Raw genomic sequence first — 17,046 nt, forward strand, 5'->3', positions numbered from 1 at the left:
TTACTGAAACTGACCGCTTGTTTGGTAAAAATAGGGCGACCACATTGAGCCGCCCGAGATATTATTTTGAAATACCGAGTTCTTCCCAAATATCGTCCACCCGTTTGACGATGTCAGGATTTTTCACAATCGGTGTTCCCCATTCTCGCGTGGTTTCACCCGCCCATTTGTTCGTCGCGTCAATGCCCATTTTTGATCCAAGCCCTGCGACTGGGGAGGCGAAGTCAAGATAGTCGATTGGGGTGTTTTCGATCAATGTGGTATCACGAGCGGGATCGCAGCGGGTCGTGATTGCCCAGATCACATCTTTCCAATCGCGAGCATTCACATCATCATCACACACAATCACAAATTTGGTGTACATAAATTGGCGTAAAAACGACCATACCCCCATCATCACTCGTTTGGCGTGTCCTGCGTACTGTTTTTTGATCGTCACTACCGCTAAGCGATAAGAGCAGCCTTCAGGTGGCAGATAAAAGTCGACAATTTCAGGGAACTGTTTTTGCAAAATCGGGATAAAGACTTCATTCAACGCTTCACCGAGTACTGCTGGCTCATCGGGCGGGCGACCTGTGTAGGTCGAATGATAGATCGCATCTTTTCGCATGGTCATGTGGGTGACGGTGAACACGGGGAAATATTCCTGTTCATTATAATAGCCCGTATGGTCGCCATAAGGGCCTTCAAGTGCGGTTTCTTGCGGGTCGATATAGCCTTCTAACACAATTTCGGCACTGGCAGGCACTTCAAGAGAATTGCTTCGCGATTTTACCACTTCGGTTTTATTGCCCCGTAATAGCCCCGCGAACGCATATTCGGAAAGGCTGTCAGGAATGGGGGTTACTGCCGCTAAAATCGTGGCGGGATCGGCTCCCAATGCCACCGAAACAGGAAACGGCTCGTTCGGGTGAGCTTCTTTCCACTCTTGGAAATCCAAGGCTCCGCCTCGGTGGGAAAGCCAGCGCATAATCAGTTTGTTTTTGCCGATCAGTTGTTGCCGGTAAATCCCCAAATTTTGCCGTTTTTTGTACGGACCTTGGGTAATCGTCAGTCCCCAAGTGATCAGCGGTGCGACATCGCCTTGCCAGCAGTGCATAATCGGCAGTTGGTAGAGATCAACCTCATCGCCCGACAGCACGATTTGCTGACAATCTGCTTTGCTCAACACTTTGCTCGGCATATTCAGCACCTGTTTCCACTGTGGAATTTGTCCGATCAGCTCTTTAAAACCTTTCGGCGGTTCAGGCTCTTTTAAGAACGCCAGCAGTTTGCCGAGCTCTCGCAACGCCGAAACATCAGGCTGTCCCATTCCCATTGCAACCCGTTCTGGCGTGCCAAATAAATTGCACAACACTGGCATTTTGTAGCCTTTAGGGTTCTCAAATAGCAATGCTGGTCCACCCATTCGCAAGGTGCGGTCAGCGATTTCGGTCATTTCTAAATAAGGATCAATTTCGTGGCAGATGCGTTTTAGCTCGCCTTTTTGTTCCAGTAAATCAAGAAAATCTCGCAGGTTTTTGTATTTCATTGTTTTATCCTTCCATTTACAAAAATTATAGCAAATTTGACCGCTTACAAGCGGTCTGATTTCGGCAAAATTTTGCAAATCTGTTTTGTACTTAAATAACCATAAAAAAATTATAGAAATATCTTGCCGTTCTGCTAAAATCTCGCCACTTTACCGAACAGGAGAATGAACTATGTTAAAAAGAACCGCGTTAAGCCTTGCTTTATTAGGGGCAACGGCAGTTGCGAATGCCAATGTATTAACTACTGTGAAACCGCTTGGTTTTATCGCCAATGCCATCACCGATGGGGTAACCGAAACCAATGTGTTGTTACCGATGAGTGCATCACCACACGATTATAATTTGAAACCGTCTGATGTTGAGCAGCTTAAATCTGCCCAACTTGTAGTTTGGGTAGGTGATGATATGGAAACCTTTTTAGAGAAAAGTATCGATAAGTTGCCAAAAGAAAAAGTACTGACCTTGCAAGATGTGGAAGCCATTGAACAAATCGTTGATGCAGCAAAAGAGCATGATCACGATGATGATCATAAGGATCACAAAGATCATAAACACGAACATAAGCACAAACATGCACATAAACATCACGATCATGCTCATGAAGGGCACGACCATCATCACGATGAAGATTGGCACATCTGGCTTTCGCCAACAGCAAGTGAACATATTGCCACACAAATTGCGGAGCGTTTGAGCCAACAAATGCCAGAGAAAAAAGCGAAAATTGAAGCCAATTTAGCCGATTTCAAAGCGGCGTTAGCGAAGAAGAATGGTGAAATTACCCAACAACTTGCCACCGCAAAAGGCAAAGGTTACTACACTTTCCACGATGCTTATGGACATTTTGAGCGGGCCTATGGTTTGGAGTCGCTTGGTTCATTTACTATCAACCCAACCATTGCTCCAGGAGCGAAGACGTTAAATTCAATTAAGAAAAATATCCAAAAACACAAAGCACAATGCTTATTTGCAGAACCGCAATTCACCCCAAAAGTGATCGAGAGTTTAAGCAAAGGCACGGCGACAAAAGTTGGTCAGCTTGACCCGCTTGGCGAAAAAGTAGCAATGGGCAAAGATGCTTATACACAATTCCTGCAAGCGGTAGCAGATGAGTTTAGCAACTGTTTAAGTAAGTAATGGCTAAATAGCCCCGTTTATCGGGGCTATTTACGTTAAAGCAGTGGGCTAGAAAGGTAAAACAGTTTTTCTGTAATGCGTTGATAGACCGGACGTTTAGCCCATTTTTCAGCATCAATTTGAACAGAAGCCTTGATATAGTCATGTTGCAACAAGCTCACTTGTTTGGCAAAGTCTTTATCATCAACAATCATTGTCACTTCAAAATTCAGTAGAAAACTGCGAATGTCCATATTGACTGAGCCGATAAGCACTAAGCGATCGTCAATCACGATACTTTTAGTATGTAGTAATCCTTGCTCAAAGCGATAAATTTCTACCCCAGTTTCAAGTAATTCATCAAAGAAATAGCGACTTGCCCACTCGACCATCGTGGAGTCATTGCGTTCAGGCACAATGATTCTAACTTCGACTCCCCTTAATGCCGCATTTTCTAATGCACTGGCAATTTCAGGGCTTGGCACAAAATAAGGTGTGGTAATTACAATACTATTACGGGCAGAGTAAATTGCAGTTGCTAAGGCTCTTGGCATCAGTTCTTTATTTTCATTCGGACCAGAAGGCAGAATCTGCACGGCGTGTTGGTTATCCATTTCTACAGGCAGGAGCTTTTCATCGGGAAGGGAGGGAAGGGCATCAATTTCTTCTTCAATTTGCCAATCCCAAGAGTGCAATGCGGCGAGTATTGTTGAAACAGGGCCGTTAATTCTCACCATTACGTCAATCCACTGTCCAACATCTTGATCTTGTTTGAAATAGGCAGGATCAACCATATTCATACTGCCTGTATAAGCAATGTGATTGTCGATAACGATAATTTTGCGGTGTTGACGTAAGTCGATTCGGCTTAAAAAAACTCGCCATAATTTCACTTTCAGAGCTTCCGCAATTTCAATCCCATGACTTCGCATCGTATGATAATGTTCACTTCCAATAAAATCAGCACTTCCAACCGCATCTAATAGGATTTGAACTTTTACACCACGTTGTGCAGCCTGTTGTAAGGCAATAGCAACTTCATCGACCATTCCCCCATTGTGCCAAATATAAAAAATCATACGAATTTCTGTTTGGGCTTGATGAATGTCTCGAATGATTTGTCGCATAATGGTATCAGGAGAAGAAAATAGTTTTAATTCATTTCCTGCGATACAAGGAATTTGTAATTGTCTTTGACAGAGTTCAAAGAGAGCCAGATAACGACCTGACATGTTTTGGCGTAGCAAGTGCGGCTGTTGTTCAAGCTGTGTAAACCACTGTTGGTAAGTAGGGGCTAGTTTTTGTGCTTTTTCCGCATGCTTACGTCCAAGCGTAATTTCACCAAACAGTAAGTAAATAATTAAACCCACAATTGGTAGCAGATAAATCAACATAATCCATGAGATTGTGGCGGAGTTGGATTGCTTTTTAGTGAGTAAACGTAATGTGACAGTCGCAATCGCAAACCAGAAAAGTAGTGGAGAAACAATGGAGGCGATCTGTGTGACGGTAATATTCATGTTTAGTCCAATTTCAATTTAATCAACAGAGGGTTATGATCTGAGCTTTCTGTTTCAAGTGTTGTTGCATCTAGAACCGAAAGTCCTTTTACAAAAATATGATCTAATGGATTGTTCATAAAGTGAAGTCGGACATCTGGTGAAAAACTGACGGGTCTAAAGTGATGTTTATTTGCGAGTTCTTCGACTAAACGCAGACGTCGTTTGTTCCAAGTATTGAAGTCGCCAGCTAAAATAATTGGACCTTGGTGTGTTGCTATTAAGTTAAAGGCTTCAGTTAATTGTTGTTGGTAGTTAGTAGGATTCCACTCAAAATTGACTAAATGTAAATTAACTACAAGCAGCGATTTTCCATTTAGCAATGGGTAAGTTGTTGCGACCCCCACTTTAGGCAGTTTTATCCAAGGCTCTTTTGTTGCACTAGCACAATAAGTTTGTGGTGCAAATTTTGCAAGAGTACCTACACCAGAAAAAGTATTGTGATAAGCAAAGCTTACGGCATAAACGAAATAAGGAAAGTGTTTTTCAAGCAGTTTTTCTAGATGTTGCTGGCTACTAATCTCTTGTAACAACAAGAGGTCTGCGTTATGTGAAAGAGTATGTAAAGTATCTTGCCAGCCAGCATCTTGTCCTTTATGAATATTCCAAACTAATAGTTGAAATTCAGACTGATTAAGCACTTCCGTTTGTTGTTCTGCATGATAGCAGTCAGTGATATCACTCCGCTTTTTTAGTGCATAATTGACCTGATTCGTAGAGAAAAATGTTGTTTTAGGTGGGCTAAACATCGTAAATGCAATGAGAAAGTAGCCCCCTAAAACGAGAAAAATTGCCACCAAAATCACAATGGTTTTTTTTAATTTCGACATTTCTTTTTCTCTAAGAACATTTATCAATTATTCAAAATATCAACAACAGCCAGTGCAGCTTGCGCATCGGCATTGCACTGGATTTGCTGATGAAGTTCAGTAAAACGCTGTTTTAACGCATTTTGCTGTTTGCGATGCTCTGGATCATCTGACAAATAAACGCTCAGTTGTTTAGCCAAGTTTTCAGGATTGCATTCATCTTGAATTAATTCAGGTACAAGCGGTGAGTTTGCGAGTAAATTTGGCAAAGAAATATAGTCAGTTTTTACTAATTTTTTCGCCAGCCAATAGGTTGTTGGTTTCATTTTATAACCTACAACCATTGGGGACTTACATAACATAGCTTCCAATGCTGCGGTTCCCGATGCGAGTAAAGTGGCTTCTGCTGCGATCATGGCTGAGCGAGCATTACCTTTAAGAATATGTACTTCAAGATCGGGGGCAACTTCTGCTTTGATAGCTTCAAATTGGGCGATACGGCTATCATTAACCAGAGGCACGAGAAATTGCAAGTGAGGAAATTGTGCTTTGAGTAATTTTGCTGTTTGTAAGAACGGCTCACTCAAAAAGCCTACTTCGCTACCACGACTCCCCACTAACATTGCCAAATAATGTTGATTTTCATCTATGTTTAGTCGCTCGCAGGCTTCTTTACGGCTTGGTTTAAGTGGAATCGCATCTGCCATGGTATGTCCAACAAAACGGCAAGGTACGTTGAATTTATCGTAAAACGCCTTTTCAAAGGGGAGAAACGCTAGAACAAGATCCGTTGCACGGGCAATTTTATGTACCCGATTTTGCCGCCATGCCCACACCGATGGGCTAACATAATGAATGGTTTTAATGCCATTGGCTTTGAGCTTTTCTTCTACACCGATGTTGAAATCAGGAGCATCGATACCGATGAAAATATCAGGTTTTAGCTCAAGCATCGTGTCGATCACTTGCTTGCGGCGTTTGAGCAAGCGGGGCAAGTGTTTTACCACTTCTGCCAGCCCCATTACAGCCAGTTCTTCCATATCAAACAGTGTCTCACAGCCTGCGTGGAGCATCTGCTCCCCCGCTACGCCGATAAAACGAGCATTTGGATAGTGAACTTTCAAAGCTGAAATCAGGCCTGCACCTAAAATATCACCAGAAACTTCACCTGCCACAATGGCAATTAGAGGAGAATTTGTCATTAATTTTTCCTTTCCACAGGATCCCATTGATTCAATTTTTAAACGATATGTAATTCTACACGCCAATTGAAGTAAATGTGATGTATAATTCGACTAGAATAACTTATTTTTTACATTCTTTTCCGGAGAACATTATGAAAAAAGACCTTTTTGTTTTATCTGCACTTGCATTAGCAACGGCATCTTCTCAAGCATACACGTTATTAGAGAGCAAAGAAACAGGAACGAAAATTGACCTTACTGGTTCCGCTCGTTTAGTGTGGAAAAGCACCTCAGAAAAAGTTCATGCGAATGGTGAAACCCATAAAGAACATATTAATCACGCCGTTGCGAATAACGGCACACGTTTTGGTTTTAAACTCAAACAAGAATTTGATGAAGACTTTTATGCATTAGGGCGAGTGGAATGGCGTTTCCGTGGTAAGGCACCTTCACAACACGATTTTGATGACATTTATACTCGTCAATTGTATGCAGGAATCGGTAGCTACACTTTTGGTGAATTGACGTATGGTCATCAATTTACCATTGCTGATGAAGTTAAGCAGACAGATTTAGGTAATACGTTAAGTTTGAGTGATGGCTTACTTAATGGCTTTGAACGTAAATCTATCCAATATGTTTACAACGTCATTGATGGTTTAAAATTTGGTGGTTTCTACGGCGATCACAGCAAGCGTAGTAGCAACGGTCTCGACCGTAAAAATAAACGTAAAGATGTGATGGGTGCAGGGGTAATTTATGATTATAAATTTGCCGATAACCAACACGCACGTTTTGGTACAGGTATGACCCGTGAGCGTTCATTTAATCGTGATCATAGCTTATTTAACTACACTGCCTACTCGTTTGGTACCGCTTACACTTATGGTAAAACGACCGTTGGTCTCGATTTAGAACGCGGTGAAACCAAAAACAAAGGTATTATTGGTAATAAAGATGTTCAGAAAGAAGTCCGTACGGTGCTTGAATACAAATTCATACCTGAATTGCGTGCTTACACCATGTACGCCTATAAAATGAATACACGTAATGTGGTAAATAGCCGCAAACAAGAAAATAAAACGCATCAATTTATGGTAGGAACGGAGTATTACTTTATTCCTAAATATGTGAAAGGTTTCGTTGAAGCTGCAACAAGCCGCACTAAGCAGAATATCAGTGGTGCAAATTCAAGCAAAACACGTGATAACGTTGTTGCTATTGGTGTACGTGCTTATTGGTAATAACAAGCGGTCAGATCCCGCAACTTTTTTGCAAAAGTGGTCAAGAAATTGACCACTTTTATATTTTTTCGCAGTTACTTCTTCACTAAGAATAATACTGCATCCACATAGCGTTTCACGAATTCACTGGTGGACCCCACATCGGAAAAGCCTTCGGCGTTGATTTGGTATTGTCCATTGACGAAAAATGCAGGGACGCCACGCACTTTAAATTCTTCCACACCTTGTTTTTGTTTATTGACTAAACCATTAACCGCAAAGCTGTCGATGCCACCGTCAAATTGTTCTGCAGTGACGCCGTGGTTTAAAAAAATCGCACGAATATCGTCCATGGATTTCAATGCATCTTTCTGGGCGGCTTCAAACAACGCGGATTTGACTTTATCTTCTACGCCTAACGCCATCGCTAATGCCCACGCACGGGTTAAGTTTTCTGATTGACGACCTAAAAAATTAACGTGATATTGCACCAATGTCGCATCTTGTGGTAAACCATCTTTGATCGCCGCAGGGATTTTGTAACTCATCTCAAAATCGTAGCAGTGCGGGCAGTAGAATGAGAAAAACTCTACGACTTCTTTTTGTGCCGATGGCACTTGGCGGATTTGGCTGTATTCTTTACCCTCGTTGAAATCTGCTGCGATCACGCTGCTATTGACAGCGAAAAGCGCGGAAAGGGCGATAAACGTGCTTTTTAATGCTAATTTTTTCATTGTTACCTCAATATAAATGAATGCTGCTTTTGGACAACGTTAGTCCTGTAAAATTCCACGTGCTTTGAGTAAAGCGGTTTTAAAATCGTCTTCGTAATCTTTTTTTAAACCAGGGATCACTTCTGTTTTGTCTTTGCCCCGCATTTTGAGCTGATAAATCAGCACTTCATCACGCAACGCCTCTAAATTGTTCGGCTCACCTACCTCTTCAGCGATTTTATGTAATAAATCAAGTAGATGCAGATCGGGCTCATTTCGCCAGTGTTCACCCAGTAGTTCAAGGACTTCGTCTAAACGTTTACATTTCATTTTGTTACCTAAAAAATTTGGAAAAAACTGGGCGAAATCATATACTTTTAGTTCGCATTTTGCAAAAACAAGGGAAAAAAATGGCACAAATAAATTCAGTGACGGCAGTGATTTTATCAGGCGGTTTAGCTCGCCGTTTTGGCGGGGTGGAAAAGGGCTTACAGCGGTTTAATGGCAAGCCGATGATTTCCCATATTATTGAGCGACTTTCTCCACAGGTTTGCAAAATTGTGTTGAATATCAACCGTTTGCATGATGTGTATCACGCTCAATATCCTGATATTCCAACCTACTCAGACGATCTTGATGGCTTTCAAGGGGCGTTAAGTGGAATGCTGTCGGGCTTTCGACAGTTGGAAGGTGATTATCTGCTGTTTGTGTCGTGCGATAGCCCCTTCGTGCCAACCAATTTAGTACAAAAACTGGCAACTGCCTTGCGAATTAACGATGCTCAAATCGCTTACGCCCACGATGGCGAGAAAGCTCACCCAACTTTTGCCCTTATTCACCGTTCAATTTCACCTGCGTTGGCGGATTATTTAGCTCAAGGCGAACGCCGTCTGCTGCAGTTTTTTCAATCGCAAAAGAGTGTGGCGGTGGATTTCTCCGAACAGCCCGATGCCTTTCAAAATTTCAATAGTGCCGAGCAACTGGCAAGCGGTCAGATTTCGGTAAAATTTTGCAAACCGCTACTGGCGATAACGGGCTACAGTGGTACGGGTAAAACCACATTGTTGGAAAAATTGATCCCCGCTCTCAAGCAAAAAGGCGTACAGGTGGGGCTGATTAAACATTCACATCATCATGTTGATGTGGATAAAGCGGGCAAAGACAGCCACCGTCTGCGCTTAGCGGGGGCGAATCCCACGATGATTGTGTGCGATCAACGCTGGGCAATGATGGTGGAAACAGATGAGCTTGCCGATTTTCAGCATTTAACTGAGCAATTTCGCGATCAAAATGTCGATCTGATTTTGGTGGAGGGCTTTAAACACGAAGGCTTACCGAAGATCCAACTGCATCGCCAAGATCTCGATAAGCCTTTACCTGAATTAGACGAATTTACCATCGCAACGGCGACCGATTATCCGCTTGAACGGGAAAACCGCTTAGATATCAATAATATCGAGCAAATTTCTGATTTTGTGTCCCGCTATTTGCAAAATTTTTGCCGTAACTGACCGCTTGTCGTTTAAAACTGCTTACTTAAATCAATAAAGACACGGTGTTTATCGTAAGTATAGAACGAGTGGTTGCTCTTTGTTTTGGTGAAGCTATAGGTTAAACGAGGGGTAATGCCCCAGTAATGGATTGCTCGGTGCCAAATAGAGGATGTGATGCCGTACTCTTTATTTCGTTGAGTAATATTGAATATCGGCATTGGACCTTTGTAGTTTTTCTGAGCCGCACTCAATGAGATTCGAGTCGATAATCCTTTACCCCATTCTTGCCCCCAGCCTAGACTAACCCCACGGCGTAAAAAGCTGTCGTCGGCATCTCGAGTAGAAGTACGATTGTAGTTTACGCCACCAAACCAGTATTGTTTGGCACTGGCAAGGTAAACTAAACTGGTTGATACAAAGTGGTAATTGCCATTGAGATGTTTACGGGCTACATAGCGTTGTTCTCCGTATTCATAGTTCGCATTAAGTTGCCATTTTGGGGATAACCAGTAATTGAATTCAGCAGTTGCACCGCGATTCTTAGAGAAACGTTTTAACGTTTCGTTTGTGCTTGATCCACCTGCGTAGAGCGTTTGTTCCATAAATGGTAAAATCACGAACACTGATTTGGCATTTTGGTAACCTAATCCTAAGCTGCTACGCAATGACATTTCGTTATATTTTTTGTTGTTCCAGTAGTATTTTCCATTGGTATCCAAACGTAGCTCGTTGAAAAAGCCGTTTCCCCAAGACCATTTTTTTCCAATATTGAAATTGAAGCCAACACCTTGTGCGGATTCTGATTTTGGTGGTGTCCAGTTACCATACGTGGTTCCCGCTTTCGGGGCGTTATTGATGTTTGGATCGTTAAGATAAGTTAAACCACCATTAAATGACCAATGGTCACGTTTCTGAATGGCATTTAGGTAATCATCACTGATTTGTTGTATAACAGGATATGGCTCAGAACGTAATTTCTTGAACTGTCCTTCTGCGGCATCTAATTCACTGTTTTCAAATAAAGTGATTGCCAGTTGTAAACGAGCTTCTAAAATTTCAGGTTTAGCAGCAACTAATTCACGGTATAAACGAATGGATTGACTATAGTTTTCTGCTTTTTTGGCTAAGATAGCTTCCGCCCATTTTGTTAAGAGTGGATCGTGGAAGGCGGGAGGAATTTGCTGATAAATAGGAAAAAGTAAGGCGACATTATCCGCATTTCGTTGCATAACCGCGGGGATCAAGGCTCGAATAACTAAATCAGGGTGGTTTGCGAGTTCTTCTTTAGACATCGAAATTGAGTTTTCTTTTGCCGCAGCGGCAGACTGGGATGTAGATACTTTAGGTCTTTCGGGCTCTTTCATTTCATATTCGCTTTGTAAGCGACGGTCGTCCAAACGTTCTACGGCTCGCTCACGTTGCTGCTTAGTTAGCTCAGCATAAGTATTGGCTGAGAAAATCAGCACGAAAGTGGAAAGTAATATTTTATTCATTATTTGTCTCTCTTTTTACAACGAGTGATTTTTTGATATCACAAAAATGGGCGTATATAGAACGCCCGCTTTGTCCAGATGAGAATAGTTTACATTTGATTGATGAAATAATCAAAGAACCTTCAGTTTTTTAAGTGCCGCTAAAATACCATCTTGTTCAATTGGTAAGGTGACATAATCTGCTACGGCTTTGAGTTCTTCCTCGCCATTTCCCATTGCAATGCCGTATCCAACGGTTGCTAACATTTCTAAATCATTTAAGCCATCGCCAAATGCCATCGCGTTTTCCATCTGGATATTGAAATAATTCAGTACGTCCTTGATCCCTTTAGCTTTAGAATTTTCTTTTTTCAGTAAGTCAACAGAATATTTATGCCAACGGACTTCTTTGAAATCATCTTCCAATAAACCAGAACCAATGACTTCTTGTGTTCGTTCTTGTGGGAAGAAGGCGAGTAGTTGCAGTATTTTGTGATCAAGATAAAAATTCGGATCGACAATATAGTCTTCTTTAATTGGACGTAGCGATTTTTCAACTTCTGCTGTGTTTTTTGATACGGCAATTTCCTCAATACTGACGAAGCCATACTCAATTTGCAGTGCTTTGAGTTTTTCTAAGGCTCTCTCAATCCGCTCAGTAGTTAGTGGGTATTGACTAATAATATCGCCTTGATAGATGTTGTATTGCCCATTTGTGGTGACAAAAAGTTCAAACCCCTGTGGATTTAATAATGGCTGAATCGCTTTGGGAAATGCGCCTAAGGCTCTACCCGTCGCAATCGCAGGAATAATGCCTTTGGATTTTAACTGTGGGATAACCTGCTCAAAAATGGAGTCGGGAATGCGGCATTCTTTTTTGTAATATAAGGTTTCGTCAATATCAAAGAAGACGATTTTTATAGGGTGAGTTAATGCTTTCATTGTTTCTCCTTTAGTACAATGGAAATGATTTTACTCTTTTTTCGATCTGTGTCGCAAAAATTGACAAAATTTATTTCAGAAAAATTGATAGAGTGCAAAAACGGTTTTCTAAAAGGCGTGAGCTATGAATTTTTCTCGATTTCGCTGTTTCCACTGTCAGCAGACACTTGCGATTAGTTCCCATGGATTCTGTTGTCGTTGTGTAAAGTTATTGGAACGTTCAAACTACTGTGGACATTGCGGTTCCCCTTTGTTAGAAAATGACCACAGTTGTGGAAATTGCCTACAAAATGAGCCGAAATGGCACCATATTGTGCAAATTTCTGCCTATAAGTCACCGCTTGCGGAGTGGATTCATCGCTTCAAATTTCAGCATCAGCATTATTTAGATTTCGCTCTTGCTCGGCTACTACTGCTTGCGATTTATCAAGCAAGACGCACTCATCATTTATGTCTACCCGACGTCATTTTGCCTGTGCCACTTTTCTGGAAACGCCAATGGAAGCGGGGCTACAATCAAGCAGAACTTATCGCCGAACCGCTCTCAAAATGGCTCGATATTCCGTTGGATTGTCACAGTTTAAAACGGGTACGGGCAACCATTCCACAGAAAGAACTAACTGCCGTCCAACGCCGCAAAAATCTGCAACATGCCTTTAAATATGAACCTATTGAGCCTTACCAGCGAGTTGCGATTGTGGATGATGTGGTCACCACAGGTTCCACGATCAATGCTATTTGTTTGGCATTACTCAAGCAAGGGGTCAAAGATATTCAGGTTTGGACGTTGGCTAGAGCGTAATGTTCACAAAATCAAGGAGCAAAATTTGAATAGCGCCGATTAGAGATTATTCGGGTAAATGTCCATTCCGATATCTTCGGTTAAGCCTTTTTCCAAAATAATTTTTCGCTGTTTTGCCAGATGGTTTCAGCGATCTGCTCAGGCGTTTCTCGGCGGAGTTCACATAAGGTGTTAAACGTCACGACTAATCGCTCGGGGCGGTTTGGTTCGCCTTGAAAACCAAAAACAGGCATATCAGGGCTATCCGTTTCTAACAGCAACATCTCCAACGGCAATTTGCGAATAGCTTCGCGGGTTTTGTTGGCTCGTTGGTAAGTGATAGTGCCGCCGACACCAATTTTATAACCGAGATCGACAAAGCGTTTGGCTTGATCGTAACTCCCCGCAAAACCATGCACTACGCCCGCTTGGCGAAGTTGGGCTTTTTTCAGAAAGACCGAAAGCTGATCGTGGCTTTTGCGAGAATGCAAATTTACGGGCAGATCATACCGCTTGGCGAGAGCCAACTGTGTTTCCAAAAATTCACACTGTTTCTGCCACAAGGTTGGCGTGGATACAGACTCAACACCTCGCTCTAGTCCGATTTCTGCAATCGCAGTGCAATGGGGATCTCGTTCACTTAGGCGTTTTTCCAATAAATCTAAATCGGCTTGCTGATGCTGTTCAATATAGAGTGGATGGAGCCCTAAACCATAGACGATATGATTCGGTTCTAAGCGACTACAAGCGGTCACTTTCTCGAAATTTTTTGCGAATATTGCCACAACAAGAATGCGCTCAACTCCCATAGTTTGGGCATTTGTAAGTAGCTCTGGGATCGTGAGTTGAAGATCATCTGCGAGATAGTCGAGATGAGTATGAGTATCGAAAAAACGGATAGGCATTTGCAAAAAATGTTGAGAAAGTGACCGCTTGTAAAAAGATAAGGGCGTAGTCGCTACGCCCTTTATGAGAGATGGATTATGCTTTCGCAGAATCATCAACCGTTGCATCTGGGTCGGTTTTGCCAAGTGGTTTCAGCATAGTCAAGAAAAGTACTAAGCAGAAAGCCGTTAAGCCTAAACCGATATAGACAGAAAGTTGATAATCTAAACCGAAACCGATTTTGTTGTAAGCCAGGTAAGTGAAGGATACGGCACTGATAAAGAGTGCAGGTACCGTACATATCCAGTGGAATTTATTGTAGCGGTATAAATATGCCGCTGCTGTCCACAACATCACCATAGCAGTGGTTTGGTTCGCCCAGCTGAAGTAACGCCATAAGATACTGAAGTCGATTTTCGACACGATGAAACCGAGAACGAAAAGAGGGATAGCAATCACAAGGCGTTTGACTAATGTGCGTTGTTCAAATTTGAAGAACTCAGCGATGATTAAACGTGCTGCACGGAATGCGGTATCACCTGAAGTAATTGGTAAAATCACCACGCCTAAAATCGCAAACACTCCACCAATTGCACCTAAGAAGTAGATCGCTGAATCGTATACTACTTTAGACGGTGAGCCTGCAGCGACTGCGGCTTGTAATTCGTTTGGATCCTGGTAGAAACTTAAACCCACCGCACACCATACTAATGCGATCACGCCTTCTGCAATCATTGCACCGTAGAAAATGAAACGACCTTCTTTTTCATTTTGAGCACAACGAGCCATTAATGGGGTTTGTGTTGCATGGAAGCCTGATAATGCTCCGCAAGAGATAGTTAAGAAGAGCAATGGCCAAATTGGTACATCACCTTTTGGTTGGAAATTTTGGAAGAACTTATCAAAATCCAAACCACCAACAGTGCGGAAGAATTCGATTGGCTCTGAAGAATTTAAATGGCTTGATACCAAACCGTAGATCATACCGAATGTCATGAATAGCAGTAAGGCACCAAAGAATGGATAAATTCGACCAATAATTTTATCAATTGGTAGCAAGGTTGCGATGATGTAATAAACGAAGATGATGGTGGTCCAGATCACCAATACTGTTGCAGCATCAAAACCAAATACGGTTGCAGCAGCCCCTGCACTTTCTACTACGCCCAAGTTTTCAACGGTTAAGCTACTTAATAACTTGGCTGGGCTTGCCACAAACACTACGCCAACTAATAGCAATAATACAACTGCTAATAAGTTAATGAAGGCTTTAACTGGGGCACCTAAATATTTGCCTGCTAAATTAGGCATAGATGCACCGCCGTTACGTACACTTAACATCCCACAGAAGTAGTCGTGTACTGCACCTGCGAAAATACAACCAATTACAATCCAAAGCATAGCAACAGGTCCGTATAATGCCCCTAGAATCGGACCAAAAATTGGGCCTGTTCCTGCGATGTTTAATAATTGAATAAGCCAAATTTTCTTTTTAGACATTGGCATATAGTCCACACCATCGGTCATTGAGTACGCTGGTGTTGTTTTTTTCGGGTTGATCACGAAGATCTTTTCAATAATTTTACCGTATACAAAATAACCTGCTAAGAGTACGGCAATACAGAAGAAAAACCACAACATTGTTAGTGTCCTATTTTGAAGATAAACGTTTGCTAGTGAGATAGCCAAAAGGCGTGCTATTGTAAAAAGGAATATGGGTAAAGTAAATTAAGTTGTTAATTTAATGTTTTAATGACAAAGAAAATGTGATAAAGATCACATTTTATACCGTTTTCATCGCTATTTTTATGGGGAATGAGAACATTGTTTTGCTGGAAATTTGGGCAAATATTATGGTTTTAAGAGAACCATAAAATTTTTTTTCTGTCATAGTGCTATCGTAAATGTATACTCATAATAAAAAAGGAAAGACAAATGAAAAAACTAATGAAAAAGTCGTTATTAACCGCATTAGTATTAGGTATGGGCGTACTCTCAGCCCCAATGGCAGTACAAGCAAGTTTACCTACTGCGGTTGATGGTCAAGCAATGCCAAGTTTGGCGCCTATGTTAGAAAAAGTGCGTCCTGCGGTCGTGAGCATTGCCGTAGAAGGCCAAACAAAAGAAGATAGCCGATCTCCGCGTGCGAATTTACCTGATGAGTTTGAGTTTTTCTTCGGTCCAGATATGTTCGGTGATCGTTTTGGTGATCGTGGCCCACGCCAATTTCGTGGCGAAGGCTCAGGGGTGATTATTGATGCGAAAAAAGGTCATGTTGTGACCAACAATCACGTGATTGATAATGCAGAAAAAATTACAGTTAAACTGGATGATGGCCGTGAATTCAAAGCTAAATTGATTGGTGCTGACCCACTTTCAGATGTAGCGTTATTGCAAATTGAGAATCCAAGCAATTTAACCGAAATTAAAATTGCCGATTCCGATAAGTTACGTGTGGGCGATTTTACTGTGGCTATCGGTAACCCATTCGGCTTAGGTCAAACGGTAACTTCAGGGATCGTGTCGGCATTAGGTCGCTCAACGGGTAATAGTGATGAAGGGTATGAAAGTTATATCCAAACGGATGCCGCCGTAAATCGTGGTAATTCGGGCGGTCCATTAATCAATTTACAAGGTGAATTGATTGGTATTAACACGGCAATCATCTCTCCAAGTGGTGGCAATGCAGGGATTGCCTTTGCTATTCCAAGTAATATGGCGAACAATCTTGTTCAACAAATTATAGAATTTGGTGAAGTAAAACGTGGATTACTTGGTATTAAAGGCGGTGAGCTCAATGCGGATCTTGCCAAAGCCTTCAACGTGGATGCTCAACAAGGTGCCTTTGTGAGTGAAGTGATGGCGGATTCAGCAGCATCAAAAGCAGGTTTAAAAGCAGGTGACGTGATTGTAGGCTTAAATGGCCAAAAAATTCGTAGTTTCGCAGAATTGCGTGCCAAAGTCGCAACGACAGGAGCGGGTAAACAAATTGAACTCATTTATTTGCGTGATGGAAAAGAATCAACAACGAATGTGACTTTACAGTCCGATGAACAGACTAAAACCAGTGCGAATAGCTTACTGCCAGCCTTGAAAGGGGCAGAACTCAGCAACTACAATGAAAAAGGCATTAAAGGTGTTGAAATCACAAAAGTTGAAAAAGGTTCTGCCGCTGAAAGTCGTGGTTTCCGTAAAGGTGATGTGATTGTTGGTGTGAATCGACGTGAAGTGGAAAATATTGGCGAGCTTCGTAAAATCCTAGATTCCAAACCTTCGGCAGTGGCGTTGAACATCTTACGGGAAGGCTCAAACTTCTTTGTCATTATTCAGTAAATCA

At 41.9% G+C, this 17,046-nt stretch carries 15 protein-coding genes; 5 read left to right on the forward strand and 10 right to left on the reverse strand.

Annotation, left to right across the window (positions count from 1 at the left end):
- Positions 1–61: 61 nt before the first annotated feature.
- Complete coding sequence (gene ubiD, locus A4G17_RS04475; protein WP_123957261.1) at positions 62–1,531, reverse strand: 4-hydroxy-3-polyprenylbenzoate decarboxylase; 1,470 nt, start codon at positions 1,529–1,531, stop codon at positions 62–64.
- Between the two features lie 172 nt (positions 1,532–1,703).
- Between ubiD and znuA the strand changes: the two genes are divergently transcribed.
- Entirely contained in the window at positions 1,704–2,669 is a 966-nt protein-coding gene (gene znuA, locus A4G17_RS04480; protein WP_123957260.1) for a zinc ABC transporter substrate-binding protein ZnuA, read from the forward strand.
- Positions 2,670–2,704: 35 nt separating this feature from the next.
- Here the strand turns inward: znuA and cls are convergent, their stop codons facing one another.
- The 3 genes from cls to lpxB are packed head-to-tail and all read right to left on the reverse strand — an operon-like array spanning position 2,705 to position 6,218.
- Positions 2,705–4,162 (reverse strand): cardiolipin synthase, encoded by a 1,458-nt coding sequence (cls, locus tag A4G17_RS04485; protein ID WP_123957276.1) that lies wholly within the window; start codon positions 4,160–4,162, stop codon positions 2,705–2,707.
- Positions 4,163–4,170: 8 nt separating this feature from the next.
- Entirely contained in the window at positions 4,171–5,037 is an 867-nt protein-coding gene (locus tag A4G17_RS04490; protein WP_123957259.1) for an endonuclease/exonuclease/phosphatase family protein, read from the reverse strand.
- Between the two features lie 23 nt (positions 5,038–5,060).
- Entirely contained in the window at positions 5,061–6,218 is a 1,158-nt protein-coding gene (gene lpxB, locus A4G17_RS04495) for a lipid-A-disaccharide synthase (protein WP_418886396.1), read from the reverse strand.
- A gap of 134 nt (positions 6,219–6,352) precedes the next feature.
- Between lpxB and A4G17_RS04500 the strand changes: the two genes are divergently transcribed.
- On the forward strand, positions 6,353–7,444 hold the full coding sequence (locus A4G17_RS04500; protein ID WP_123957257.1) for a porin: 1,092 nt from the start codon (positions 6,353–6,355) through the stop codon (positions 7,442–7,444).
- Between the two features lie 74 nt (positions 7,445–7,518).
- On the opposite strand, the gene dsbA is transcribed toward A4G17_RS04500, so the two are convergent.
- Positions 7,519–8,157, reverse strand: coding sequence for a thiol:disulfide interchange protein DsbA (gene dsbA / locus A4G17_RS04505; RefSeq protein ID WP_123957256.1), 639 nt, complete (start codon positions 8,155–8,157; stop codon positions 7,519–7,521).
- 39 nt (positions 8,158–8,196) lie between these two features.
- Positions 8,197–8,466: a YihD family protein gene (locus tag A4G17_RS04510; RefSeq protein WP_123957255.1), complete on the reverse strand. Its 270-nt coding sequence runs from the start codon at positions 8,464–8,466 to the stop codon at positions 8,197–8,199.
- Positions 8,467–8,546: 80 nt separating this feature from the next.
- On the opposite strand from A4G17_RS04510, the gene mobA reads away from it, so the two are divergent.
- Positions 8,547–9,647 (forward strand): molybdenum cofactor guanylyltransferase MobA, encoded by a 1,101-nt coding sequence (gene mobA / locus A4G17_RS04515; protein ID WP_123957254.1) that lies wholly within the window; start codon positions 8,547–8,549, stop codon positions 9,645–9,647.
- A gap of 11 nt (positions 9,648–9,658) precedes the next feature.
- On the opposite strand, the gene A4G17_RS04520 is transcribed toward mobA, so the two are convergent.
- Both A4G17_RS04520 and A4G17_RS04525 read right to left on the reverse strand, forming a co-directional pair.
- Positions 9,659–11,122, reverse strand: coding sequence for a surface lipoprotein assembly modifier (locus A4G17_RS04520; RefSeq protein ID WP_123957253.1), 1,464 nt, complete (start codon positions 11,120–11,122; stop codon positions 9,659–9,661).
- 111 nt (positions 11,123–11,233) lie between these two features.
- Positions 11,234–12,043 (reverse strand): Cof-type HAD-IIB family hydrolase, encoded by an 810-nt coding sequence (locus A4G17_RS04525; RefSeq protein WP_123957252.1) that lies wholly within the window; start codon positions 12,041–12,043, stop codon positions 11,234–11,236.
- A 124-nt stretch (positions 12,044–12,167) separates the two neighbouring features.
- Here A4G17_RS04525 and A4G17_RS04530 point away from each other — a divergent pair, with 124 nt between their 5' ends.
- Positions 12,168–12,845 (forward strand): phosphoribosyltransferase family protein, encoded by a 678-nt coding sequence (locus tag A4G17_RS04530; RefSeq protein WP_123957251.1) that lies wholly within the window; start codon positions 12,168–12,170, stop codon positions 12,843–12,845.
- Between the two features lie 80 nt (positions 12,846–12,925).
- Here A4G17_RS04530 and A4G17_RS04535 read toward each other — a convergent pair whose 3' ends face one another.
- Both A4G17_RS04535 and A4G17_RS04540 read right to left on the reverse strand, forming a co-directional pair.
- A complete protein-coding gene (locus tag A4G17_RS04535; protein ID WP_123957275.1) occupies positions 12,926–13,723 on the reverse strand; it encodes a TatD family hydrolase in 798 nt (265 codons plus the stop codon).
- An 82-nt stretch (positions 13,724–13,805) separates the two neighbouring features.
- Entirely contained in the window at positions 13,806–15,350 is a 1,545-nt protein-coding gene (locus A4G17_RS04540; RefSeq protein ID WP_123957250.1) for a carbon starvation CstA family protein, read from the reverse strand.
- 294 nt (positions 15,351–15,644) lie between these two features.
- Between A4G17_RS04540 and A4G17_RS04545 the strand changes: the two genes are divergently transcribed.
- Positions 15,645–17,042, forward strand: a complete 1,398-nt coding sequence (locus tag A4G17_RS04545; RefSeq protein ID WP_123957249.1) for a Do family serine endopeptidase — start codon at positions 15,645–15,647, stop codon at positions 17,040–17,042.
- Positions 17,043–17,046 lie beyond the last annotated feature (4 nt).

It is taken from the genome of Frederiksenia canicola, assembly GCF_011455495.1.
Taxonomy (GTDB): domain Bacteria; phylum Pseudomonadota; class Gammaproteobacteria; order Enterobacterales; family Pasteurellaceae; genus Frederiksenia; species Frederiksenia canicola.